This is a genomic window from Paraburkholderia tuberum STM678 (genome assembly GCF_902833905.1).
In the GTDB taxonomy this organism is placed as follows: domain Bacteria; phylum Pseudomonadota; class Gammaproteobacteria; order Burkholderiales; family Burkholderiaceae; genus Paraburkholderia; species Paraburkholderia tuberum.
Genome location: NZ_CADFGP010000010.1, coordinates 92,744 through 117,095 on the forward strand (window position 1 = coordinate 92,744; position 24,352 = coordinate 117,095).

General features: G+C 65.5%; 23 protein-coding genes and 2 pseudogenes. 13 read left to right on the plus strand and 12 right to left on the minus strand.

Annotation, left to right across the window (positions count from 1 at the left end; all coding sequences use genetic code 11):
- Positions 1-76: 76 nt before the first annotated feature.
- Complete coding sequence (locus HWY30_RS11200) at positions 77-478, plus strand: DUF6566 family protein (RefSeq protein WP_090804168.1); 402 nt, start codon at positions 77-79, stop codon at positions 476-478.
- 148 nt (positions 479-626) lie between these two features.
- On the opposite strand, the gene HWY30_RS11205 is transcribed toward HWY30_RS11200, so the two are convergent.
- Complete coding sequence (locus HWY30_RS11205) at positions 627-872, minus strand: hypothetical protein (protein ID WP_090804167.1); 246 nt, start codon at positions 870-872, stop codon at positions 627-629.
- A gap of 118 nt (positions 873-990) precedes the next feature.
- Positions 991-2,400 carry a 3-deoxy-D-arabino-heptulosonate 7-phosphate synthase gene (locus tag HWY30_RS11210; RefSeq protein WP_090804166.1) on the minus strand — a complete coding sequence of 470 codons (1,410 nt, stop codon included), beginning with the start codon at positions 2,398-2,400 and terminating at the stop codon, positions 991-993.
- 371 nt (positions 2,401-2,771) lie between these two features.
- Here HWY30_RS11210 and HWY30_RS11215 point away from each other — a divergent pair, with 371 nt between their 5' ends.
- The 8 genes from HWY30_RS11215 (at position 2,772) to HWY30_RS11250 (ending at position 14,663) form a co-directional block, all read left to right on the plus strand.
- Entirely contained in the window at positions 2,772-4,022 is a 1,251-nt protein-coding gene (locus HWY30_RS11215; RefSeq protein ID WP_090804164.1) for an MFS transporter, read from the plus strand.
- Positions 4,023-4,353: 331 nt separating this feature from the next.
- A complete protein-coding gene (locus tag HWY30_RS11220) occupies positions 4,354-5,217 on the plus strand; it encodes a TetR/AcrR family transcriptional regulator (protein ID WP_090805697.1) in 864 nt (287 codons plus the stop codon).
- Between the two features lie 213 nt (positions 5,218-5,430).
- On the plus strand, positions 5,431-7,929 hold the full coding sequence (locus HWY30_RS11225) for an acyl-CoA dehydrogenase (protein ID WP_090804162.1): 2,499 nt from the start codon (positions 5,431-5,433) through the stop codon (positions 7,927-7,929).
- Positions 7,930-8,072: 143 nt separating this feature from the next.
- Entirely contained in the window at positions 8,073-9,497 is a 1,425-nt protein-coding gene (locus HWY30_RS11230) for a 3-oxoacyl-ACP reductase (protein ID WP_090804160.1), read from the plus strand.
- A 14-nt stretch (positions 9,498-9,511) separates the two neighbouring features.
- Positions 9,512-10,444 carry a MaoC/PaaZ C-terminal domain-containing protein gene (locus HWY30_RS11235; RefSeq protein ID WP_090804158.1) on the plus strand — a complete coding sequence of 311 codons (933 nt, stop codon included), beginning with the start codon at positions 9,512-9,514 and terminating at the stop codon, positions 10,442-10,444.
- A gap of 59 nt (positions 10,445-10,503) precedes the next feature.
- Positions 10,504-11,805 carry an acetyl-CoA C-acetyltransferase gene (locus tag HWY30_RS11240; protein ID WP_090804156.1) on the plus strand — a complete coding sequence of 434 codons (1,302 nt, stop codon included), beginning with the start codon at positions 10,504-10,506 and terminating at the stop codon, positions 11,803-11,805.
- A gap of 34 nt (positions 11,806-11,839) precedes the next feature.
- Positions 11,840-13,627 (plus strand): AMP-binding protein, encoded by a 1,788-nt coding sequence (locus HWY30_RS11245; RefSeq protein WP_090804154.1) that lies wholly within the window; start codon positions 11,840-11,842, stop codon positions 13,625-13,627.
- Between the two features lie 97 nt (positions 13,628-13,724).
- Positions 13,725-14,663 (plus strand): DUF1571 domain-containing protein, encoded by a 939-nt coding sequence (locus HWY30_RS11250; RefSeq protein WP_090805695.1) that lies wholly within the window; start codon positions 13,725-13,727, stop codon positions 14,661-14,663.
- On the opposite strand, the gene HWY30_RS11255 is transcribed toward HWY30_RS11250, so the two are convergent.
- From HWY30_RS11255 to HWY30_RS11270, 4 genes and pseudogenes are all read right to left on the minus strand, one after another.
- Complete coding sequence (locus HWY30_RS11255) at positions 14,660-15,088, minus strand: hypothetical protein (RefSeq protein WP_090804152.1); 429 nt, start codon at positions 15,086-15,088, stop codon at positions 14,660-14,662. The genes HWY30_RS11250 and HWY30_RS11255 overlap by 4 nt on opposite strands.
- A gap of 60 nt (positions 15,089-15,148) precedes the next feature.
- Positions 15,149-16,726, minus strand: coding sequence for an FAD-binding oxidoreductase (locus tag HWY30_RS11260; RefSeq protein ID WP_090804151.1), 1,578 nt, complete (start codon positions 16,724-16,726; stop codon positions 15,149-15,151).
- A gap of 143 nt (positions 16,727-16,869) precedes the next feature.
- Positions 16,870-17,125, minus strand: a pseudogene (locus tag HWY30_RS11265) (sigma factor); the annotation flags it as partial.
- Positions 17,126-17,151: 26 nt separating this feature from the next.
- The gene (locus HWY30_RS11270; protein ID WP_167368637.1) at positions 17,152-17,289 is read right to left on the minus strand and encodes a hypothetical protein; all 138 of its coding nucleotides are present in this window, start codon (positions 17,287-17,289) and stop codon (positions 17,152-17,154) included.
- Between the two features lie 478 nt (positions 17,290-17,767).
- Here HWY30_RS11270 and hfq point away from each other — a divergent pair, with 478 nt between their 5' ends.
- A complete protein-coding gene (hfq, locus tag HWY30_RS11275; RefSeq protein WP_090804149.1) occupies positions 17,768-18,241 on the plus strand; it encodes an RNA chaperone Hfq in 474 nt (157 codons plus the stop codon).
- Between the two features lie 30 nt (positions 18,242-18,271).
- On the opposite strand, the gene HWY30_RS11280 is transcribed toward hfq, so the two are convergent.
- Positions 18,272-18,499: a hypothetical protein gene (locus HWY30_RS11280; protein WP_090804147.1), complete on the minus strand. Its 228-nt coding sequence runs from the start codon at positions 18,497-18,499 to the stop codon at positions 18,272-18,274.
- Positions 18,500-18,681: 182 nt separating this feature from the next.
- On the opposite strand from HWY30_RS11280, the gene HWY30_RS11285 reads away from it, so the two are divergent.
- Positions 18,682-18,873, plus strand: a complete 192-nt coding sequence (locus HWY30_RS11285) for a hypothetical protein (RefSeq protein ID WP_090805694.1) — start codon at positions 18,682-18,684, stop codon at positions 18,871-18,873.
- Positions 18,874-19,096: 223 nt separating this feature from the next.
- On the opposite strand, the gene HWY30_RS11290 is transcribed toward HWY30_RS11285, so the two are convergent.
- Complete coding sequence (locus HWY30_RS11290; RefSeq protein ID WP_090804146.1) at positions 19,097-19,813, minus strand: DUF2968 domain-containing protein; 717 nt, start codon at positions 19,811-19,813, stop codon at positions 19,097-19,099.
- 107 nt (positions 19,814-19,920) lie between these two features.
- The gene (locus HWY30_RS11295) at positions 19,921-20,187 is read right to left on the minus strand and encodes a hypothetical protein (RefSeq protein ID WP_090804144.1); all 267 of its coding nucleotides are present in this window, start codon (positions 20,185-20,187) and stop codon (positions 19,921-19,923) included.
- Between HWY30_RS11295 and HWY30_RS41575 the strand changes: the two are divergent.
- Both HWY30_RS41575 and HWY30_RS11300 read left to right on the plus strand, forming a co-directional pair.
- Positions 20,108-20,305 (plus strand): annotated as a pseudogene (locus tag HWY30_RS41575) (ShlB/FhaC/HecB family hemolysin secretion/activation protein); the annotation flags it as partial. The gene HWY30_RS11295 and the pseudogene HWY30_RS41575 sit on opposite strands and share 80 nt — an antisense overlap.
- Positions 20,306-20,506: 201 nt before the next feature.
- Positions 20,507-20,992 carry a DUF2147 domain-containing protein gene (locus HWY30_RS11300; protein WP_090804143.1) on the plus strand — a complete coding sequence of 162 codons (486 nt, stop codon included), beginning with the start codon at positions 20,507-20,509 and terminating at the stop codon, positions 20,990-20,992.
- A gap of 159 nt (positions 20,993-21,151) precedes the next feature.
- Here HWY30_RS11300 and HWY30_RS11305 read toward each other — a convergent pair whose 3' ends face one another.
- The 3 genes from HWY30_RS11305 to lpdA all read right to left on the minus strand — a co-directional run bounded on the left by HWY30_RS11305 (position 21,152) and on the right by lpdA (position 24,338).
- Complete coding sequence (locus HWY30_RS11305) at positions 21,152-21,610, minus strand: transposase (RefSeq protein ID WP_090804141.1); 459 nt, start codon at positions 21,608-21,610, stop codon at positions 21,152-21,154.
- Positions 21,611-21,709: 99 nt separating this feature from the next.
- Complete coding sequence (gene zapE / locus HWY30_RS11310; protein WP_090804139.1) at positions 21,710-22,807, minus strand: cell division protein ZapE; 1,098 nt, start codon at positions 22,805-22,807, stop codon at positions 21,710-21,712.
- Positions 22,808-22,895: 88 nt separating this feature from the next.
- Positions 22,896-24,338 carry a dihydrolipoyl dehydrogenase gene (lpdA, locus tag HWY30_RS11315; protein ID WP_090804138.1) on the minus strand — a complete coding sequence of 481 codons (1,443 nt, stop codon included), beginning with the start codon at positions 24,336-24,338 and terminating at the stop codon, positions 22,896-22,898.
- Positions 24,339-24,352 lie beyond the last annotated feature (14 nt).

Consider the following 24,352-nt stretch of genomic DNA (forward strand, 5'->3'; position numbering starts at 1 on the left):
GGATGCCTGCACGCGTTCGCCCGGTCGGCACAGCGCTTGCTCGAATCAGGCAGATCATTCGCTCGCCGAGGACAGCATGACCCCGCTCCCCCCAACCGATCACACTGACCGCAGCGCCGGCGCAAGCATCGGCGAGACCGGCTCCGATATGGCTAGCGCGGACGGACGCGCGATGCCGGCCGCGCGCGCCGAGCCCGGCTCCCACCACGCGATGTATGACGCGCACCGCGGCGCGCTGATCACGGTGACCGCGCATCGGAACTCGCGAGGCGCCTGGATCGCCGACGTGTCGATTTCCCGCGAGGGCCGGCCGCTGGAGATACCCGCCAATCTGGCCAACGTGGAGCCCGTGACGCCGGAATGGCTCACCGAAGCGGAAGCGTTGCGCGCCGGCATCGAACAGGGCCGCTATCTGATCGACCGGACGCTGGGCAGCGGCTCCGCACCTCTGTCGGCGTCGCTGGGGCCGGTGCGCTGACGCGGGCGTCGCCACACGCGCACGTTGCAATACGCGCACGTTGCAAATGTTGTAATTGCGGGTTCGACGGATTGTCCGGGTCGAGATTGTCTTTTTGCTCGCCGAGGCGTTAGAACCGTGCCCGCGCCGGCGACCCGGCGCAAACGCGTTACTCGTCGCTATCGAGCCCGCCCGGCAGCGGCCCGATCGTCATGCCCGCGCCCGACCCTGTGCGGGTTCCTGGGGGATAGGCATCGGTTGCTGTCTCGGGCGGAACGTCCGCGACGCAGCGGCTCGCGTCGCCGTCGCGCAGACATTGCACGAAACGGTCCGCCTCCTGTGGCGAGCGAAATCCGTAGATCTTGCTGGCAACCTGCACCTGTGTGTCCGACAGTCGCTTCGACGGCGTTTCCATCACCACTCCTTTTTGCTCGAAGATCTATCGCTACGAGCAACGCGCGCGCCACCTCCAATGCAATCGCGCCGCGACTGCGGCACAGCGCTCGCGTTGGCCCTACGCAGACCTGGCAGGCCTAGCGCGCCGCGCTCAACCGTCTTGCGTCGGCGATGCCGACGGCGGCCCGCAAGTCGTCCGGATGAACCATCAATTCGCGGACCTCGCGCAGCGTCGCGTACTGGTCGAGCGCCGTCCGCCATCTCGGCGATTCGAGCAACTGATGCCACACCGGTTCCAGCACCGCGCAATCGGCGTCGCGCCCATCCGCCAGTGCGGCCGCGAAATCGAGGCTGGCGTGCGCCGACAGCAGCTGCATCCGGCTCGCAGGGCCCAGCACGCGCGGCGCCGCTTCGACGGGTGCGTCGCAGCAATAGAGCACGGTCCTGCGAAGACCGGCCCCGTCGCTCGTCAGCGCGGCGAGCGACGCGCCGCTCAAACCCACCGTCCCCTGCTGCGTCCGAAACGGGTAGACGGTGTGCGGGTCCGCATGCGCAAGCAGCGTCAGTCCACGCACGAGCCGCGGCAGATCGGTGGTGGCCGCATCGACCGATGCCTTCGCTTCGACGAGCAGGCAGACGTCCCACGCCGCCGCGTCGGCCGGGGGTTGTGCCTGGCGCAGCAGTACCACGTCCCATTCGGTTTTCGCGCGCTCGTGGCTCGCGGGTATCGCGGCCGGCACGCGCATCGAGTTCACGACACGGTACGAGGCGAGCGCACCCTGCGCGTCATTGAGGCGCCGCGCGAGCGCGTCGAGCGCATCGGCGGCCGATGCCTCGACCGCGGCGCCGCGCTGCTTCGAACTCAAGCCTCGTGCCACGGCAGTCGAGCTTCCCGGGCGCGGCCCCTGGCGATCCCACAGCGTCTGGTACTGACGCACGCGCTCGTCGGACGCGAGCGCGTAAAGACGGCGCAAGCGCTGCAAAGCGGCACTCTCCAGCAATTGCGCGAGGCCGCGTTGCAGCGCCGCGTCGTGCGCGATTTGCGGCGTATCGATGCAAGCTTGCACGGCTTCGGCCAGCTCGGGCCACGCTTCGGCGAACGCCAGCGCGTGCAGACGCGCCAGCGCGTCGCGTTGCAGGCCGGGTAGCAGCCGCTGCTGTTTGGCCGGATGTGCGATCGCATTGACGGCCGCGTAGATCAGCCGGCGATCGACGCTCGCGTGCGCGGCCAGCGACGCGTACTCGCGCACCACCGTGCTGCGATGCCGTAGCAGCATCGCCTGAAACACCGGGTCGCCGGCGTCCTCGCGCATCGCCTCCCGAATCATGCGCGCGAGCGCCTCGACGAAGAAGCGCTGGTTCGCCGCATCCGGCGCTTCGCCACGCGCGCTCGCCTCGCGAGCCTGCTCGATCGCGAGCGCGAGCACGGTGGCGGGTCTCGCTTGCTGCGTCGGCGCGCAGACGGCCGCAAGCGCCGGCAGGCGATAGCGACGCGCGACAGCGTCGAGCATCTCGTCGAGCAACGAAGGCGATGGCGTCAAGGACATAGCGATATGTCGATCAGTTGGCGAAATAACTGTACATGAAGGTTCGATGCGGCGCGCGGACCGGCACGGGCCGCCCCGTCAAAACGCCATTGCCATAAACTTCATAAAAAATGGGCGCTGGGAAATCCCGATAAACATTACAAAATACAAACACGAATCGAACCGGCAATTACATTTTTCCGACATTGAACATGCATGACGAATTCAGCACGAAAATTGCTCTCCGGATTAACACGGAGAAAACCGGCTTCAACCATGCAGACGTTTAACGCTCGGCGTACACTCGCCGGGAAGCGCTTGCCATAAGGCGCAAGGGCTACGGTGCCGTCCGCGATCAAACGCGGTTTTGTGGAGACTGAGGAGAACAATCAATGAGCTGGACTCGGGAACAGAGAAACGTCACGATCGCCGCCTATCTAGGCTGGACCCTCGACGCATTCGATTTCTTTCTGATGGTGTTCGTATTGAAAGATATCGCGCAGGAATTCAATACGGACATTCCTTCGGTCACAGTCGCGATCATGCTGACCTTGATGATGCGCCCGCTCGGCGCATTGATTTTCGGCTGGCTCGCCGACAAATACGGCCGTCGTCCGACGCTGATGGTCAACATCGCGTGCTTCTCCCTGCTCGAACTGCTGTCCGGTCTGTCGCCGAACCTGATGACGCTGCTCGTGCTGCGCGCGCTGTTCGGTATCGCGATGGGCGGCGAATGGGGTGTCGGCGGCGCGCTGACCATGGAAACCGTGCCGACGAAGTCGCGCGGTATCGTGTCGGGTCTTCTGCAAGCCGGTTATCCGAGCGGCTACCTGCTCGCGTCGATCGTGTTCGGCCTGTTCTATCAATACATCGGCTGGCGCGGCATGTTCTTCGTCGGCGTGCTGCCCGCGCTGCTCGTGCTGTACATTCGCGCGCACGTGCCGGAGTCGCCTGCGTTCAAGACGCTCGCGAAGAAGGTCCGTCCTGGCCTCGTCGCGACGCTCAAGCTGAACGTCGGTCTGTCGATGTACGCGATCATCCTGATGACCGCCTTCAACTTCTTCTCGCACGGCTCGCAGGATCTGTATCCGACCTTCCTGCGCGTACAGCGCCAGTTCGACGCGCACACGGTGTCGTGGATCACGATCACGCTGAACATCGGCGCGATCTGCGGGGGTCTGTTCTTCGGCTGGGCGTCGGAGAAGATCGGCCGCAAGCGCGCGATTTTCATCGCCGCGTTGATCGCGCTGCCGGTGCTGCCGCTGTGGGCCTTCTCGACCACGCCGATCCTGCTCGCGCTCGGCGCGTTCCTGATGCAGATCTCGGTGCAAGGCGCCTGGGGCGTGATTCCGGTGCACCTGAACGAAATCTCGCCCGATGAAATCCGCGCGACCTTCCCCGGCCTCGTGTATCAGCTCGGCAATCTGATCGCGTCGGTCAACGGTCCGCTGCAAGCGAAAATCGCCGAAGTGCACGGCAACAACTACGCGCTCGTGCTGGCGATCGTGGTCGGCATCGTCGCGATCCTGATCTGCGCGCTGATTCCGTTCAGCCGCGAGCGCCGCGGCATCGACATGACGCAGTCCGCGCGTGAAGTCGTCGGCGCGGGCTCGACGGGTAGCGCGGTCGGAGGACAAGTTTAAGAGCTTGAGGCTTTCGAACCAGACGGCTAGCCAATGTGCGTCAACGCGTGGGAGCCGGGTCAACCCGGTCGTCGAGCGCAAGGCCAGATTACATCGCAACACGACACGAGGCCGTTCCGATTCGTTCGGAACGGTCTTTTTATTTTCCGCGCGGCATGACGCGCCGCGCTTCGCCAGCATGGCTCCCCGACAGGTCTTCTAGAGGAGTTCGTCGAGCCCGTCCCTTGATCGCACCGACCATCCTTTCTTATCCTAAAAAACGGTCGTTTCAAATATCGATTTGAATCGCGTGTTTGCGAGCCGGCAGCCCCGGCAACTGGGAGACGGCAACATGGCAGTTCGCACACCCGGCCGGCATGCCGGCGATACGAAGTCACGCATTCTCGACGCCGCGGAGACGCTGTTCATCGAATCCGGCTATGAGGCGATGTCGCTGCGCCAGATCACTTCGCGCGCCGAAGTCAATCTCGCGGCGGTCAACTATCACTTCGGCAGCAAGGAATCGCTGATTCACTTGATGCTGTCGCGCCGGCTCGATCAGTTGAACCGGGAGCGCCTGAAGCTGCTCGACCGTTTCGACGTCATGCTCGGCGCGCGCCTGACCTGCGAGCACGTGCTCGGCGCGATGTTCATTCCGGCACTGCGTCTGTCGCGCGATCCGCGTGTCGGCGGCAAAGCGTTTCTGCGCCTGCTCGGGCGCGCCTACACCGATCCCTCGTCGTTCATCCGCGACTTTCTGAACGCGCATTACGAAGCGGTGGCGATGCGCTTCTTCGACGCGTTCCAGCGCGCGCTGCCGCATCTGCCGCGCGAGGAGCTCGGCTGGCGCTTGCATTTCGCGATCGGCGCGCTGTCGGGGGTGCTCGCCGGCACCGATACCGACAGCCTGATTGCCGAGTTCTCGCAAGGTAAGTCGATGAACGATGTGCAGCCCATCGCGCGCCTGGCGTCGCTGATGGTCTCCGCGCTGAAGGCGCCGCTGCCGGACGGCACGCAACTGGCCGCGTTCGGCGCCGTGCTCGGCGATGCGACCGACGGCGGCGTGGACGGCACGTTCGCCAGTGCGCAAGAACATACCAGCGGCGAGGCGGCCGCGTGCGCAGTGGCACGCGACACGTTCGACAGCAACAGCCGCGGCGGCACTATGGAAGCGGCGCCGGCAAGCTATCAGCATGGGCTGCACGGCACCGCCTGACGACGTCTCACGGCGTCATCACTCGACGTAACCACCACACGTCGTACATGGAACCCGATCGAGCTCGCTTACCCGAGGAGTACAAGCAGTACATCTACGTTGCGCAGCTGCGCCGTGCCCGTCAGTCGAATCGGTAAGACACGGTAACGCCCGACGCAAGTGCGCGACTCGCAGCTGGCCCGGCGATTGCGTCACCACAGAGGAGGAAACGTCATGCCGTGGTTCATCCTGGCGCTCGTCATCGCCGCATTCGCTCTCGTCTACGTTCAGGCCCGCGCCTCATGGTGGCTCGCGGCGCTGATCGTCTGGGTCGCGGCCGCGCTCGTGAGCGGCGCGGCCGGCCCGCTGCTGACGACACTGCTCGCGATCGTGTTCGTACTCCCCGCCCTCGTGCTGACGATCAAACCGCTGCGCCGCGCATGGCTCGCGAAACCGGTGCTCGACACGTTCCGCAAGATCCTGCCGCAGATGTCGCCGACCGAGCGCGACGCGATCGAGGCGGGCACGGTCTGGTGGGACGCCGAGCTGTTCTCGGGCCGCCCGCACTGGGACACGCTGCTCGGCTATGGCCCGGCCATGCTCAGCGCCGAAGAGCAGACGTTCCTCGACGTCGAATGCGAGCAGCTGTGCGACCTCGCGAACGACTGGGAAACCACGATGGTCTGGCAGGACCTGTCGCCGCCAACGTGGCAGTTCATCAAGCAGCACGGCTTTCTCGGCATGATCATTCCGAAGCAGTACGGCGGCAAACAGTTCTCCGCGTACGCGCATTCGCAGGTGATCATGAAGCTCGCGACGCGCTGCTCGGCCGCGGCCGTGTCGGTGATGGTGCCGAACTCGCTCGGCCCGGCCGAGTTGCTGATGCACTACGGCACCGAGGCGCAGAAGAACTACTATCTGCCGCGTCTCGCGCGCGGCGAGGAAATCCCCTGCTTCGCGCTGACGAGCCCGTATGCCGGGTCCGACGCCGCCGCGATTCCCGATGTCGGCGTCGCTTGCCAGGACCTGCACGAGGGCCGCGAGACGCTCGGCTTTCGCGTCACGTGGGACAAGCGCTACATCACGCTCGGGCCGATCGCGACCGTACTCGGCCTCGCGTTCCGCGCGCTCGACCCCGACCATCTGCTCGGCGCGAACGACGAACCCGGCATCACCTGCGCGCTGATTCCGACCGACCACCCCGGCATCGACATCGGCCGCCGTCACTGGCCGTTGAACGCGGTGTTCCAGAACGGCCCGAACTCGGGCAAGGACGTGTTCGTTCCGCTCGACTGGGTGATCGGCGGACGCGCCCAGGTCGGCAACGGCTGGCGCATGCTGATGGAGTGTCTGGCGGCGGGCCGCGCGATCTCGCTGCCGTCGTCGAACGTCGGGATGGCGAAGATTGCCGTGCGCGGCACCGGCGCATATGCCGCGCTTCGGCGCCAGTTCCGCACCGCCGTCGGCAAGTTCGAGGGCGTGCAGGAAGCGCTCGGCCGCATGGGCGGCAACCTGTACGTGATGGACGCCGCGCGCCGCCTGTCCGCGCAGGCGGTCGATCTCGGCGAAAAGCCCTCCGTCATTTCGGCGATCGCCAAATATCACATCACCGAGCGCGCGCGCATGGTCATCAACGACGGCATGGACGTCGTCGCCGGCAAGGGTATTTGCATGGGGCCGTCGAACTTTCTGGCGCGCGCGTATCAGCAAATGCCGATCTCGATCACCGTCGAAGGCGCGAACATTCTGACGCGCTGTCTGATCATCTTCGGCCAGGGCGCGATTCGCTGCCATCCGTACGTGTTGAAGGAAATGACGGCGACGCGCGAGCCCGATCGCGCGAAAGCCTTGCGCGAGTTCGACGCGGCGTTCTTCGGTCACGTGAATTTCACGGTGTCGAACGTGGTGCGCAGTGCCGTGTATGGGCTGAGCGGCGGCGCGCTGATCGCGAAGCCGCGCCGCGCGTATGCGCCGCTCCATGCGTACTATCGCGCGGCGACGCGTCTGTCGGCCGTGTTCGCGTTGCTCGCCGACGTGTCGATGTTGGTGCTCGGCGGCGATCTGAAGCGTCGCGAACGCATCTCCGGACGCCTCGGGGACGTGCTGTCGCAGCTGTTCCTGATCTCGGCGACGCTGAAGCGTTTCGAGGACGAAGGCCGACAGCACGACGACTTGCCGCTCGTGCGGTGGGGCGTCGAGGATGCGCTGTACAAGGCGCAGCACGCGCTCGACGGCGTGCTCGCGAACTACCCGAACCGGGTCGCCGCGACGCTCGTGCGTGTGCTCGCATTCCCGTTCGGCCTGCCGCATCGCGAGCCGTCGGACCGGCTCGGCAGCGAGATCGCCGAACTGATGCAAACGCCCGGCGCCGCGCGCGAGCGGCTCGTCGCCGACTCGTACGTGCCGCACCCCGACGTCGATGCGCTCGGCTATGGCGAGCTCGCGTTCGCGCTCAATCCGCAGTTCACGCAAATCGAGCAGAAGCTGCACGAGGCGGTGAAGCAGGGTCTGCTCGAACCGCTGCCGCAAAGCCTGCCGCAGTTCGCCGCATGGACCGATGCGGCGCAACGCCAGGGCCTCGTCGACGCGGACGAGCGGCGCGTGCTCGACGACTACGCGCGCTACGGCGCGCAGGTCGTCAAGGTCGACGATTTCCCGCCCGACTTCGACCTGCTCGCGAGCTTGCAACAGCGCAAGCAGGCGCTCGAAAAGGCGCTGGAACTGCTGGCCTGATGCGCGCGCTCACGCAGAAAAAACTACCGACCCAGCGCGGCAAACCGTACCGGAGTCACGCAACTCAAGGCACACTGACACACGTCCGGCGCCCTGAAAATCACGGGGCTGCCTGCGGCGCGTCCAGCGGAGCAACCGATAACATGAACGACTCCTACCTGAAGTTCGTCAACTCGCCGTTCGGCGGCCGTCTCGCGCGCTCGCTCGGGCTGCCGAAGCCCGAGGTGCTGCGGCGCTATCGCGCGGACCGGCCCGAGTTCGACGGACTGATCGCGATCGGCGCGGGCCGCGAGCCGCGCCTGTTCGACGCGCTCGCGAGTCTGATCGCCACCCTCGGCATGACGAGCGTCGCGCACGAAAGCGCCGGGCTGTGGGTGCCGCTCGCCCATCGCCACGGCCTGATGACCGGCCGCTTCGAGCCGGCCGAAGCCGGTGCGCCGGGCAAGCTTGCCGCGTTGATGTTCGACGCGAGCGGTATCGACGACAGCAGCCTGCTCGAACCGCTGCACGGCTTTTTCCACGACACGCTGCGCTCGCTCGGCAAGTGTGGACGCATCGTCGTGCTGGGCCGGCCGCCCGAGGCCTGCGCGAGCCCGCGTCAGTGGACTGCCCAGCGCGCGCTCGAAGGGCTCGTGCGCTCGCTCGGTAAGGAAGCGCGGCGCGGCATCGCCGCGAATCTCGTGTACGTGGAGGAAGGCGCTGAAAACGCCATCGAGGCGACGCTGCGCTTTTTCCTGTCGCCGCGCTCGGCCTATGTGTCCGGTCAGGTGGTGCGGATCGCGGCACATGGCGCGCCGCCGCACGACGCGCCCGCGTTCGACTGGCTCGACTGGCGCCAGCCGCTCGCCGGCCGGCGCGCGCTGGTCACGGGCGCGGCACGCGGCATCGGCGCGGCGATCGCGAGCGTGCTCGCGGCCGAGGGCGCGCATGTGATCGGCCTCGACATTCCGTCCGCGCGCGACGCGCTCGATGCGACGATGCGGCAGCTGAACGGCAGCCCGCTCGCGTTCGACATCGCCGCGCCCGAAGCGCCTGCGCAGATCGCCGCCGCGCTCGACGAGCTCGGCGTCGACATCGTCGTGCACAACGCCGGCATCACGAAGGACAAGACCATCGCGAAGATGACCGACGCCGTCTGGCAAAGCGTGATCGACATCAACCTGAGCGCGCAGGAACGCATCGACGACGCGCTGCTCGCGGGCGGCATCTTGCGCGACGGCGGGCGCATCGTCGCAGTGTCGTCGATCGGCGGCATCGCGGGCAATGCCGGCCAGACCAACTACGCCACGTCCAAGGCTGGCGTGATCGGCCGGGTGCAGAGCATGGCGCCGCCACTGCGCGCGCGCGGCATCACGATCAACGCGGTCGCGCCCGGCTTCATCGAAACGCAGATGACCGCGAAGATTCCGCTCGCGATCCGCGAGGCCGGCCGCCGCATGAACTCGATGAGCCAGGGCGGCCAGCCCGTCGACGTCGCGCAGACCATCGCGTGGCTCGCGCATCCGGGCTCGGCCGGCGTGACGGGCCAGGTCGTGCGCGTGTGCGGTCAAAGTCTGATTGGCGCCTGAACGGGAGCATGGGTATGGATGAACCGCGTGATCCGTTCGGCAGCCGTCAGCTCGCTCCCGCGCCGGGCGACGGCGCGCGGCCGAAAACCGTCGTCATCGAAACGCTGCCCGCGCCGGCAAAGCTGTACGGGCGCGCGCTGACGGGCATCGTCAAGCGCGGCCGCGACACGCGGCTGCCGCCGTTGCGGCTCGTGCGCCCCGCCGTCGTGCTCGAGCCCGGCCCCGTGTGGCGCTATGCGCGCGTGTGCGGCTTCATTCCCGAGCACGGCGTGCCGCTGACCTACCCGCACCTGCTCGCGTTTCCGCTGCATCTGCTGATGCTGACCGACCCCGCGTTTCCGTGGCCCGCGCTCGGTCTCGTGCATCTGGCCAATCACGTGCGGCTGCGCCGCCCGCTCGCCTACAAGGACCTGCTGCGCATCGAGGTCGAATTCGGCGCGCTGCTGCGTCACGACAAGGGCCAGGCGTTCGTCGTGCATACGCGCATCTATCGGCGCGGCGAGGCGGTGTGGGACGGCGACAGCATCTACCTGAAGCGCGCGGTGCCGGCGCTCGGCCATCCGCTCGAAGCGTTGACGCTCGGCCCCGATGCGCTGCAACGGATCGCGCGCTGGCAGCTCGCGCCGCAACTGGGCCGCGACTACGCGAGCGCGTCCGGCGACTACAACCCGATCCACATCAGCGCGCTGTCGGCGAAGGCGTTCGGCTTTCCGCGCGCGATCGCGCATGGCATGTGGACGCTCGCGCGCGCGGCGTCGTCGCTGCAGCCGCCGAAGCCGCTCGCCGAAGCAACGCTCAGCGCCGAGTTCAAGGTGCCGATGCTGCTGCCGGGCGAAGCGTCGCTGTGGAGCGCATCGCCTTCGCTGATCGAGCGCGATCTCGAGGTGCGCGATATCGCCGGGGAAAAGCCGCATTTGCGCGGACGCATGCAGTGGCGGCTGCTGTGAACCGCGAGCGCGCCGTTCGCATCGACCAATAATCTGGGAACGACCCAAAGGAGCCGAGCATGTCCCACCCGCAACCTGCCGTGCGCCGCGTCGCCGTCATCGGGGGCAACCGGATTCCGTTTGCCCGCTCGAACACCGCGTACGCGAGCGCATCGAATCAGGACATGCTGAGCTTCACGCTGCAAGGGCTGATCGATCGCTATGACCTGCACGGCGTGCGTCTCGGCGAAGTCGCGGCGGGCGCCGTCATCAAGCATTCGCGCGACTTCAACCTGACGCGCGAGTCCGTGCTGTCCACCACGCTCGCGAAGGAAACGCCCGCCTACGACGTGCAGCAGGCCTGCGGCACCGGCCTCGAAGCCGCGATCCTCGTCGCCAACAAGATCGCGCTCGGGCAGATCGACGCGGGCATCGCGGGCGGCGTCGATACCACGTCCGACGCGCCGATCGGCGTCAACGAGCGCATGCGCAAGATCCTGCTCGAAGCGAATCGCGGCAAGAGTACCGGTCAGCGTCTCGCCGCGCTCAGCAGGCTGCGGCCCGGCATGTTGTTCAAGCCGCTGTTGCCGCGCAACGGCGAGCCCCGCACGGGGCTGTCGATGGGCGAGCATTGCGAGCTGATGGCCAAGCGCTGGAACATCTCGCGCGAGGCGCAGGACGTGCTCGCGTACGAGAGCCATCGCAAGCTCGCCGATGCGTACGCGCGCGGCTTCGTCAACGATCTGATGACGCCGTACAAAGGCCTCGCGCGCGACAACAACCTGCGCGCCGACCTGTCGCTCGAAAGGCTTGCGAACCTGAAGCCCGTATTCGACCGCGACGCGGGCACGCTGACCGCCGGCAACTCGACGCCGCTGACCGATGGCGCATCCGCGGTACTGCTCGCGAGCGAAGCGTGGGCGGCCGAGCGCGGCTTGCCCGTGCTCGCGTATCTGAGCTGGTCGGAAACCGCGGCGGTCGACTTTTTCGACCAGCAGGAAGGCCTTCTGATGGCGCCCGCCTATGCGGTGCCGCGCATGCTCGCGCGCGCCGGCCTCACGTTGCAGGACTTCGATTTCTACGAAATCCACGAAGCGTTCGCGGCTCAGGTGTTGTGCACGCTCGCGGCATGGCAGGATGACGAATATTGCCGCACGCAGCTTGGCCTCGCCGGCGCGCTCGGTGCGATCGACCGCACCAGGCTCAACGTGAACGGCGGTTCGCTCGCGACCGGCCATCCGTTTGCGGCGACGGGCGGACGTATCGTCGCCGCGCTCGCGAAGATGCTGGCGCAACTCGACCAACCGGCCGGCAGCGCACGCGGGCTGATCTCGATCTGCGCGGCGGGCGGCCAGGGGGTCGTCGCGATTCTGGAACGCTAGGGCAGCGCATACCAACATTTTCAGGAGGCAATCGATGACCGAGCCCACCCAAGCCCCGCTGCACATGCCGGACGCAGGCGGCACGCCTCGTCAAAACCCGGTGCCCCACCCCGCTCCGAACACCGACGGCATCTGGTACGCGTCCTATCCGGACGTCGTGCCGCGCGATATCGACGTCACGCAATACGAGTCGATCGATCAGTTCTTCGACGAATGCATCGCACAGTTCCGCGAGCGCGTCGCGTACGTGAGCGTCGGCGCGAACCTGACGTACGGTGAACTGGGCCGCAAGGCGAGCGCGTTCGCGGCGTACCTGCAAAGCATCGGCGTGGAGCCGGGCGAGCGCGTCGCAATCATGCTGCCGAACACGTTCCAGTATCCGGTCGCGCTGTTCGGCACGATCAAGGCGGGGGCGGTGGTCGTCAACGTGAATCCGCTCTACACGGTGCGCGAACTCGCGCACCAGCTAAAGGACAGCGGCGCGCAGACGATCGTCGTGTTCGAGAACTTCGCGAAGACGCTCGAAGATGCATTGCCCGGCACCAAGGTGCGCAACGTGATCGTGACCGGGCTCGGCGATCTGCTCGCCGACGGCGCGAACCTGAAGGGACACCTGCTCAATTTCATGCTGCGTCACGTGAAAAAGATGGTGCCCCCTTACAAGCTGCCGCAGGCGGTGCCGCTCCTGAAAGCGCTTTCGGCCGGTTATGCACGGCCGCATACACCGGTGCGCGCGACCCACGAAGACATCGCGTTCCTGCAATACACGGGCGGCACGACCGGCGTCGCGAAAGGCGCGATGCTCACGCACCGGAACATCCTCGCCAATCTGTTGCAGGCGAAGGCGTGGGCCGCGGGGCAGCTGTCCGGCGAGGGCGAAACGGTGCTCACGCCGCTGCCGCTTTATCACATCTACTCGCTGACCGTGAATGCGCTGATCTTCATGGGGCTCGGCGGGCGCAACATCCTGATCGCGAATCCGCGCGACATGAAGCGCGTGATGATGTTCATCCGTCACGAAAAATTCACCGGCATGACCGCGGTCAACACGCTCTATAACGCGTTCCTCGACAACGAGGAATTCTGTCGGCGCGACTTCTCGGACCTGAAGCTCGCGATGGCGGGCGGCATGGCGACGCAGAAAGCCGTCGCCGAGCGCTTCAAGGCGGTGACGGGCAAGCCGATCATCGAGGGCTACGGACTCACCGAGTGCTCGCCGATCGTCTCGATGAATCCGGTCGATCTGACCAATCTGCGCGACTTCGAGGGCTCGATCGGCTTGCCCGCGCCGTCCACGCAGGTGCGCTTCAGGAAAGACGACGGCAGCTGGGCCAATATCGGCGAGGCGGGCGAGCTGTGCGTGAAGGGCCCGCAGGTCATGAAGGGCTACTGGAACCGCCCCGACGAAACCGCGAAGGTGATCGACGACGACGGCTGGCTCGCGACCGGCGACATCGGCGTGATGGACTCGCGCGGCTTTATCCGTCTGATCGATCGCAAGAAGGACATGATCCTCGTGTCGGGCTTCAACGTGTATCCGAACGAAATCGAGGACGTGATCGCCGCGCATCCGGACGTGCGCGAAGTCGCCGCGATCGGCGTGTCCGACCCCGCGCAGGGCGAGCGCGTGAAGGTGTTCATCGTGCGCCGCACGCCGACACTGACCGCCGAGCAGGTGATTGCGTACTGCCGCAAGAATCTGACTGGCTACAAGGTGCCGAAGCTCGTCGAATTCCGCGACGAGCTGCCGCAAACCAACGTCGGCAAAATTCTGCGCCGTGCGTTGCGCGACGAGGAACTCGCGAAACAGAAGTCCGCCTGACGGGAATAAGCGTTGCTTCAAGGCGTTATTGCTTTATTGCTTCGCGTTATTGCCTTGCATGTTGCATGAGCGGCCGCGTCACTTTCTGGAGAAACTCATGAAGCACCGCATCTCCGCCCGTTCGCATCGCCGGCGACAGCGCTTGCTGGGTGCGCTGCTCGTCGCGCTCGGCCTGCTGTCGGTGCCGACGGCCTTCGCGCAGAACGACGATCGCCCGCCCCCGCTCAACACCGCGAGCGCCGTCAAGCCGCCCACCACGCCGGCCGCGCAGGTCGGCATGCTGACGCTCGATCAGCAGGTCAAATGGCTGCGCGCCGCGCAGCAAAGCGGCACGCTCGAAAAGCTCGACGACGCGCAACTGGTCGCGCTGTTCCAGTCGCTCGATCCGCTCGCGCTGCCGCGCTATATCGCGGAAGGGCCGAACGACTACCCGTCCTACGAGTTCACGATGTCGCGCTTCGAGCGCATTCGCGGCATATGGCCCGACAAGCCCGATCACATGCTGGTGCGCGTCGCGCACGACCCGCTGCGCATCTACGCGAAGTGGCTGGCCGACGGCGCGCACGCGGGCCAGGAAATCATCTACGACGAATCGAAACGTAGCGACGAAACCTACGGCCACCTCGGCGGCATCATGAACGTGATGCCGTTGTGGACGTCGCTGACCGGCGCGCTCGCACGCTCGCAATCGAATCACAGCGTGCGCGATCTCGGCACCGAGTACGTTGCCGATCAATACCTGAGTGAAGGAAAAAAATACACCGAGGCCGGCTTGCCACGTTCGGTGCAGATCGAAGTGAAGACCATCGACGGTGTGCGCGTCGTCGCGTTCACGTTCGAAACACCGGTCGGCCAACCACAGTTCTACGCGAAAAAGGAAACGCTCGGGCTCGATCTGCGTCATCCGTTCTTTCGCAGCGTCCAGTCTTACGACAACGACGGCAAGATTTTCGAGCAGATCGTGTTCGAGAGCATCACGCCGAGGACATTCGACGATTCGACCTTCGATCCAAAGAACAAGGACTACAAGTTCTAGCGCGCGCTGCGCGGCGTCAGCGCGAAGGCCACGTGGGCGGGTTGCGCATCCAGTCCCTCGCGCGCTTCGTGACGATGCTCGACGAAGCGTCCCGTGCGAAGCGCGAGGTGTTGCAGGACGAAGTAATCGGACGCGCGCGTGAAGCCGATCAGCGCGGGCATCGCGTGCGGGGTCCGCCCAACGTCGAGCAGTGGCGCAAGTGTGGTGAACCAGAGCGCGCCCGCATCGTCGCCGGTTTCGAAGGTCCGCAACCGAAGATGCGCGGCATAGCGTGCGAACGACGCGCCGCATTCGAGCGTCGAGTCGACGATCGCGAACGCGCGCGCATCGTCAGCGCACGCGGCGGCTTGCGCGAGCCACGGCCATGCGCCGCCCGCGGCCGTCGCGAGGCATGCACCGGTGAGCATGAAAGTGCGTCGATCCATTGGCGTGTACGTTCCGTTCTGTTTGCGCTTCGGTCTGCCGTGCGTGTCCGCACGCGTCGTTCACGTGTACCCCCGCCGGTCACGCCACGCCGCCGGCCAGATGCCCTGCTTGCCCGGCGCGAGAATGCCGTTCGGATCGAGCGCATCCTTCAGCGTTTCGGCGAAGCGCAGCGACGCACCGTCGTTGAAGCTGTATTGCGCGGCCGCGAAATCCATGTACGCGAGATGCGCGCGATATTCGCCGTAGCCGGCCGCGCGCGCGTCGCTCATCAGCGAGCGCAGCAGCGCGCCGGCCTGCTCCACCTGGTTCGCGTCGTCGCGATCGAAAATCGCCGCGAAAATATGATGCAGATGCCGCGCGCCCGCGGTGAAGCCACCGTAGTAGTCGAAGCCGTATTCGGCGGCGCGCGCTTTCACCATCGTGTACTGGCGCATCGCGTCGCGCCCGGTCGCCGGACAGATCGGCGCGAAGTCGACGTGCGCGCCCGCGCCGCCGCGCCAGTCGAGCATGCGAAACGCGGTCATCGCGGGAATGCCGGCCATGTTGCGGTCGCCGCCGCCAGTCGGCTGAGCATCGCCCGCATAGCGCGCCGCCGTGAGCCGCGCCTCCGGCACCCGCGCGAACGCGCGCTCGATCAGCGCGTAGCGCGCATCGATCAACTCGGGCGTGCCGTACAGCGCGAAATGCAGGTTCCAGCGCCCGACGCCGAGTTTGTCGAGCATCGCCTGCACCGCGCTCCCGGGCATCGCGCCCGCGCCGTCGTACCACTGCCGGCGTGGCGACAGGCTCGCCGCGCGCCGCAATCCGCCCTCGATCACCGCGTGATTGCGGATCGTGCCGTCGAGCCGCAACGGCCGCAGAATCTCGACGATCTCCTCCAGATCGGCCTCGCGACGAAACTGGATTTCTCCGAGCAGATACGCGGGCGGCGCGGGCATCAGCCACACGCCGAGCTTCGTCACGATGCCGTAGTTCGACTGCATGAACATCGCATCGAACGACGGCCCGTAGCCCGGCTGATACAGCTGCCACGCAGTGCCGATCTCGACGCCGCCCATGCCGGTGCGCAGCACGTCGCCGTTGGCGAGCACGACCTCCATCCCGCATTGGGCCGCCGCATGATCGCCGTAGTCGGTATAGCCGAAGCCGCGCTCCAGCGTGTTGCCGACCACGCTGCCCCAGCCGGCAGCCGGTGGATCGACCCACAGCTTGTAGCCCTTGTCGCGCAGATGCGCGTACAGATCGAAATAGCTGACGCCCGGTTCGACCAGCGCATAGGCGAGCGTTTCGTTGACTTCGAGGATGCGGTTCATGCGCTGCAAGTCGAGCACGACCGAGCCGCTGAGACGCGGCGCCGCGCCGCCGTACGCGAAGTTGCGCCCGGTCGACACGGTCCACAGCGGAATCCGGTACTGATTGGCGATGCGCAGCACCGCGCGGATTTCATCGACCGACGCGGGCAGCAGCGCGGCGCTCGCGACAAACGCCCCCGGCTCACCAGGCGCGAACGGATCGCCATAGGCGGCGAGGTCGGCGTCGGAACGCAGCACGTGCGCTTCACCGACGATCGCGCGCCAGCCGGCGAGCGCCCGGTCGAACTGCGCGGCGGACAGGTTGGGCGGCAGCGTCTGGGGCAAGGCGTCTCCTTGTCGGTCGGGCAATCCGCGGGTGCAGTCGCGCGGGCAGCTATGCGTGCGTCGCCGCTAACGACCTTGACGACACGCTACCGCCCGCTACTGCTGCCACGTCTCAGGCTTACCACCGAGCTCGCTGCACACGTCGATCGCGACGGCGCGCTTTCGTCGTCGACGGCGATCTCGCGGCGCCCGCGCAACTGGTCGATGTACAGATGCCGCAGGATCCGTCAGCAGCCACGCGCTCAGGTTGCTGTTCGGCCGGAATGCCGACCAGCGCGCAAGCGCGCGCTTCGCCGTACCCTGCACGAGATCGTCGGCCCAGGCGCGGTCGCCCGTCAGTGCGCGCGCATAGCGGCGCAGCTGCGGCAGCCACGCGATCACTTCCGCTTCGAATGTCACCCGGCGTGCCAGGCCCGGTCGCGGCGTTAGTAGCCGCCGCCGCTGCTGTTGCTGTTGTTGCTCGAACCCGACGCGGCGTTGTCGGTATCGGCCGCGTGCGCGAGGGAGCCGCACGCGAGCGCGAGCAGGACGAAGAGCGCTGACAGAATACGGGATGCTTTCATGGTGAGCCTCCTGGCAGATGCCCGGCACGCGATCGACCGACCGGCGCGGCGGGCGGCAGGCCGCGGAATGCGGTACTGCCATACTGGACTTAACGCCGCGATCGCGTGGTTTATTCCATCACCGTCGTGGCGCTGTTTCGTGGCGCTGTTTCGTGGCGCTGTTTCGTGGCGCTGTTTCGCTGCGCTGTTTCTCCGGGCTTTTTCGCGGCGCTTCGACGCCGCCGCCGTGGTCGCGCAACATGCCCCTATGTTCTTCCTTTTCCGCCATCCATGCCGGCAATGCCTGGAGAGACCGGAAGTAGACGACATTGACCAGCAGATTCGTAACTCAACGTTACAGTCCCGCGTTATCGGATGCTTATGTGCTCACAAGTCGTTATAGTGGACAAAGTTCGCCCCCGTCGACGCGTTCTGCCCCCGCATAGGGTAGAAAGGGTAAAATCGCGGCGAACCACCGTCTACCTAACCTGAATTGTCCATGGCTTCCGCAGAATCGCATCCGCAAAACGACTTCATGAACGCTGCGCGCAAGGAACGAAAGCGCGTCGAAATCTATCTGGTCAACGGCATCCGCCTGACCGGATGCATCGAGTCGTTCGATCAGTACCTGGTGATGCTGCGCACGCCGGTTGGCCTGCAAGGCATCTACAAGCGCGCGATCTCCACGATCCAGCTCGACACCGGCACGCGGCCCGCGCCGCGCACGGGCCGAACGTCGCATGGCGAACATGGCGCGCGCGGTCCCCATGGTTCGCGCGAACATCGCGAGCCGCGCGAAGGGCGTGAATCGTACGGCACGCCGTCGGCGGAACGCGCGCCGAGCGAGCGCAGCGGCAACTCCGAAGGTCCGGTGGTCGTCACGCGGCGGCGGCGTCTGTTCGGCAACGGCGGCGAAAGCGGCAATCATGGCGGCAACCACGGCGGCGGCAGCCCCGGCGGCAATCAGGAATAAATACGAAGAAGCTGTAGCGGCCGCGCCTCGCTACTCCGTGGACGGACCGAGGCGCCGCAGAATTTTCTCCAGTTGGGTCAGCTGACGCTCGGTCAGCTCGAATCTCCCCTTGACCGCCAGCACGCGGCGCCGCCAGTAGCCGGCGTCGAACAGGTGCAGCGCCGGTTGCCGGGTCTCCCAATCCAGGTGTTCCAGTTCGGCTTCCACGACGTGGGCTGCGAGCACTCGTCGCGAGCCCGCCGGCTTTTTCCCGTTCATCTGGTTCGCTGTGTGATGAATCGATGGAGGTGTCGTTCGCGGCTCGAGCGCGGCCGGGACACTCGGAGAACGAATCGATGCCGGCCGGCTTTAAACGACGCGCCTGCGCCATCTGGCGGTCGTTCGCCGATAGCCGCGATGCGCTATGCTGAATGATCGACCCTCTACCGATGGAGCGCGCCATGACCAGCAAAAACCAGCATGCCTCCCGACCGGCGCGCACGCGCCGGACGCCCCCGACGTCCGCCGATACGCGGCTCGACGAAGCGCTGATGGAAAGCTTTCCCGCCAGCGATCCGATCGCCGTCGACGTGACGCAGCCGCCTCGCGAACGGATGCGCAAGACGCAAGCGGATACGCGCAAGCGGCATTGAAGTCGCGCCGTCTTGCGTCGTACGACGGCGGCGCACAACGACGCGGCAACGAGCCGTTAAGGCTCGCGAAAAATGCCGAGTGCAAATGCCGGAAAGCCCGGCGGTAAAAGTGCGATGCGCGGGCTGGCGGGGTGCGGAAAGCACCGATCAAATATAACCACGGTAACGCCCGCGAACGAGCCGGACGGCGCACCGATTTCCGCGCCGTCCCGCCACGTCGTGCTCAATGCACCGGCAAGCCGCTATTGAGCTGACGCTGCAGGTCGCGCACCTGGCGCTGCGCGACGCGCAACTGATCCTGCGCGGCGGCCTTCTGCTGCGCCAGTTCGGTTGCCTCGGCGCGCTTCTGCTCCTGCTGGCTCGCGACGATGCTTTGCTGCTGACGCGCGACGTCGAGGTCGGCCTGCAGCCGGCTCGCGCGTTCCTGCGACAGCGCGACCATGCGCTGCGTGAACGCCTTCTGCGCTTCGAGTTGCGTACGGCGGATCTCGATGTCCGACAGTTGCATCGTCTGCCGCGCGAAATCCTTGTAGATCAGCTCCGCGCGCGCGGCGTCCTGCGACTTGATCACGCGCCAGAAGTTTTTCTGCTGGAACAGCGCGACGTAGTAGGTCATCTCCTTGCCGTAGAACAGCAGGCTCGCGCCATAGCTGCCGTTATACGTGGTGCGCAATTCGCTCAGATCCGGGCCGTGGATCATCTGCTGCAATTCAGCCACGTTCCCGGTGGCGGATTGCCGGTTTTCATCCGGCGTCAGTGCAGTGGTTTCCGCCTGGCCGGCCTGCGAGGTGTCGGGCAACGCACTCGTCGTACCCGGCAGGGACACGACCGTACCGCTCGCACCACTGTTCTGCAGAGCCTGTGCATTCGCGCCCTGAAGGGCCCCCAATACGATGCATGCGGCCAGAGCAATCTCTCGTAGCTTCGACTTTCGGTCCATGTGATACCTGTTGAACAGATTTTGTTTTAGTAGAAAACGGGGAATTATTACTCACTTTGGCGGGTTTCGGGCTCTTCGTCGAAAATATGGCACTTGCGCGTTTGCTTCTATAACAGGCACAAGCGTAGTCCCGCCTCACCGGCGCGGCGGTAGACGACGATCCGTTCGATTCCCTGCCGCTGATCGAGGCGCCCCACCGCGATCCGAACCTGACCGTGCAGGTCGACGGCGGGAAGTCGATTTCGTTCGACGAAGTCGCGCCACGCTTCACACCGCTCGTCGGCGAGGACATGCCATGAGCCGGGCGATGCGTCGAGCGATTCCGGCTGGAGCGCGACGGTCGAGGCCGACCGGCCGATCACGCTCGGCTTCACATATGCGCACTGCTACAGCCTCGATGTGTCCGTCGGAAAAGCGGTCGGTGATGCGCCGGTGGAGAGCGCATCGCACAGTCCGCGCATCAACGCGAGGTTCTGCTACCAGCTGAATTGACACGCTTCAGAAGTGCCGCGAGCGGATTAGAAGCTCCACTATCAAACGACGCATGCACTTTCGCGTATTCTGCGCTGACGATGCAAACGGCACACCGCTGGCACCGTTGCGCATCGCGAGGGCCGGTAACGCACATCCGACCACGATGCCCATAACGCCGCGCGACCATGATCGCGCCGTCTCATATCAAGGAGGAAGGCAATGACGCAATTCACTCGACGTGCCGGCGCGCTTGCGCTGCGCACCGCCCGTCACGCCGCGCTCGCCGGCGCCCTGCTCGCCAGCGCCGTGACCGCGATGGCGCAGACCGATACACCGATCGGCACGTGGCAAACCATCGACGATCACACGGGCCAGCCGAAGGCGCTCGTGCAGATCGCACAAGACAGCAATGGCGAACTGAACGGCAAGGTTATCAAGGGTCTCGGCGCGAACGACCAGCCGGATCGCCGTTGCACCGAATGCACCGACGCGCGCAAGGATCAACCGGTCCTCGGCATGACCATCATCAACAGCATGAAGAAGGATGGCGACGCGTGGGATCACGGCCAGATTCTCGATCCTGAAAACGGCAAGGTCTACAAATGCAAGATGCATCTCGAGGACGGCGGCAACAAGCTCGTGGTGCGTGGCTACATTGGGGTCGCGCTGCTTGGCCGCTCGCAAACGTGGATCCGGCAGCAATGAGGATCGACGTGCGGCGCATGCGTGGCGCCTCGCACGTCGCCTGAATGTGCGCATGATGCTGCAACGATGCGCGCTCTGCGCCAGGAGGTGCAACATAAAAAACGGCCGGCGATCAAGAATCGCGCGGCCGTTTTCATTGGGGCAAGCTGTTTGCGATGCTCATGCTGCCTGCTTGAGCGGTGCAGCGTAAGCGATCGGCGACGCCGGCACCGACGTGGCCGGTACCGGATCGTATACGGCGGCCGGAACACGAAACGCCGCGGGCACGCGCTTGGACGCGGCGCGCTTGTGCCGCACGCTCGCGTGCGTGCGCATACGCGCTTCCATCAATCTGCAGAAATCTTCGCTCGCGGTGTCGAGCAGTTGCTCCGTGACGTGCTTGAGCACGCCCGATTCGTACCACGACTTGAAGCGGCGATGACAGGTCTGATATGGCGGGTAGCGGCGCGGCATTTTGGACCAGGTGGCGCCGCTATACATGACCCAAAGCACGCCGTTGAGCACCGAGCGGGTATCGGCAAGTGGACGGCCACGCATTTCGGTACGCGGCCGGAGTTCGGGCAGCAGTGGCGCAACGCGCTGCCATTCTTCATCGGTGATTTCGCGATACGGGTTCATGCTTCCTCCTTTGTCAGAACAACGACAAAAGATAGCCAGTTATCCGTGCGCGGAATATCAGACCACTCCGAATCCTGAAAATGTGTCGTGCGCGGTAGCTCAGGTTAGGGACGTGTCGACGATCCGGCGCGGCGTGTCGAGATACTCCTTCGACTGCATCTCGACGATGCGCGACACCGTACGCGTGAATTCATTAGCCATCGGACCGTCGACGTACAACTGCTCCGGCGGCACCGCAGCCGACATCAACAGCTTGACCTTGTGGTCGTAGAACACGTCGATGAGCCACGTGAAGCGGCGCGCTTCCGACGCCATGCGCACCGACATCTGCGGCACGTCCGACAGGATCACCGCGTGAAAGCGGGTCGCGAGTTCGAGGTAGTCGTTCTGCGAGCGCGGGCCCCCGCACAGCGTCGCGAAGTCGAACCAGACCACGCCGTCCGCGCGGCGCAGCGCCTTCAGCTCGCGCTTCTCGATATGCAGCAGCGGGCTTTCGTCGGGCACCGCGGCGAGGCGCGCGAAGGCGTCGCGCAGCGCCTTGCCGGCGGCGGCGTCCAGTGGCGTGTGATAGACCTCCACCTGCGCGAGCGTGCGCTGGCGATAATCGATCCCCGCGTCGACGTTGATCACGTCGAGCTTCTGCTTGATCAGTTCGATCGCGGGCAGCATGCGGTCGCGATGCAGGCCGTCCGGGTACAGCGTGTCGGGCGCGTAGTTTGACGTCATCACGAACTGCACGCCGTTCTCGAACAGCTTGTCGAGCAGGCGATACAGGATCATCGCGTCGGCGATATCCGAGACGTGGAATTCGTCGAAACAGATCAGCCGATAGCGCTTCGCAATGCGGCGCGCGAGTTCGTCGAGCGGATCGGCCCGGCCTTTGAGCTCTTCAAGCTCGCGATGCACTTCGCGCATGAACTCGTGGAAGTGCAGACGGGTTTTGCGATGCAACGGCACGATCATGTAGAAGCTGTCCATCAGGAAGCTCTTGCCGCGGCCCACGCCGCCCCACATGTACACGCCGCGCGGCAGATCAGGGTGAATGATCAGCTTTCTGAACGCGTTCGAGCGGCGCGACTTGTATGCGACCCACTCTTCATAGCACCGCTGCAGGCGGTCGACCGCCGCGCGCTGCGCCGGATCGGATTGATAACCGCGCGTCTGCAGTTCTTTTTCGTAGTATTCGGTGACGTTCATCGTGTTGCTGCAAAAAGAAAGGCGGGAGGGATTGAACCCCGCCCGCCTTTGGTGATGCCAAGGTTGCGTTTCGCTCAGGCGTGCGTGCTTACATGTTCAGCGCGCGCTTGTCGACGGCGAGTGCCGCTTCGCGCATGACTTCCGACAGCGACGGGTGCGGATGGCAAATACGGCCGATGTCTTCCGAAGCCGCCTTGAACTCCATCGCCACCACGGCTTCCGCGATCAGGTCCGATGCGTTCGCCGAGATGATGTGCACGCCGAGCAGTTCGTCGGTCTTCGCGTCGGCGATCATCTTGACGAAACCGTCCGCCTTGTTGATGCCGAGCGCGCGGCCGTTAGCCATGAACGGGAACTGGCCGGTCTTGATCTCGCGGCCTTCCGCCTTCAGTTGCTGCTCCGTCTTGCCGACCCATGCGATTTCCGGTTCGGTGTAGATCACCCACGGAATGCAGTTGTAGTCGATGTGCGGCTTCTGACCGTCGATCACTTCGGCAACCAGCACGCCTTCGTCCTCAGCCTTGTGCGCGAGCATCGGGCCACGCACCACGTCACCGATCGCGTACACGTTCGGCACGGCCGTCGCGCAGTGGTCGTCCACGTCGATGAAGCCGCGCTCGTTGGCCTTCAGGCCGATCGCTTCGAGGCCGAGGTTGTCGGTGTTCGGCACGCGGCCGACCGACACGACCAGGCGGTCGGCTTCGAGCGTCTGCGCGTTGCCGTCCTTGTCCGTGTAGGCGATCGTCACGCCGTTCGCGCTCGTCTTCACTTCGCCGACCTTCACGCCGACGTGGATGTCGAGACCTTGCTTCTTGAACTGCTTGGCCGCTTCCTTCGACAGCGCCTGGTCAGCCACGCCGAGGAATTCCGGCAGCGCTTCGAGCACGGTCACGTCCGCGCCGAGGCGGCGCCACACCGAGCCGAGTTCCAGACCGATCACGCCTGCGCCGATCACGGCGAGCTTCTTCGGTGCCGTGTCGAACGAGAGTGCGCCTTCGTTGTCGGCGATCAGCTTGTTGTCGACCGGAATGCCCGGCAAATGACGCGCCTTCGAACCCGTTGCGATGATCACGTTCTTCGCCGTGACGACTTCGCTGCTTGCACCATCTTCGCCTTCGCCGCTCACTTCGATCTGCACGCCGGCGTCCGTCTTGCCGGTGAACTTGCCATGGCCCTTGAGCCACGTGATCTTGTTCTTGCGGAACAGGAATTCGATGCCCTTGGTCATCTTCTCGACGATGCCGTCCTTGCGGCCCATCATCTTCGAGATATCGACCGAGACGTTTTCCACCGAGATGCCGTGGTCGGCAAGGTGATGCGACGCGTTCTCGAACTCTTCCGACGAAGCGAGCAGCGCCTTCGACGGAATGCAGCCGACGTTCAGGCAGGTGCCGCCGAGCTTCAGCGTGCCGGCCGGGTTCTTCCACTTTTCGATACATGCGACGGTCTTGCCGAGCTGCGCTGCGCGGATGGCGGCGATATAACCGCCAGGGCCTGCGCCGATCACGACGACGTCAAATTCTTTGGACATGACAATCCCTTTGA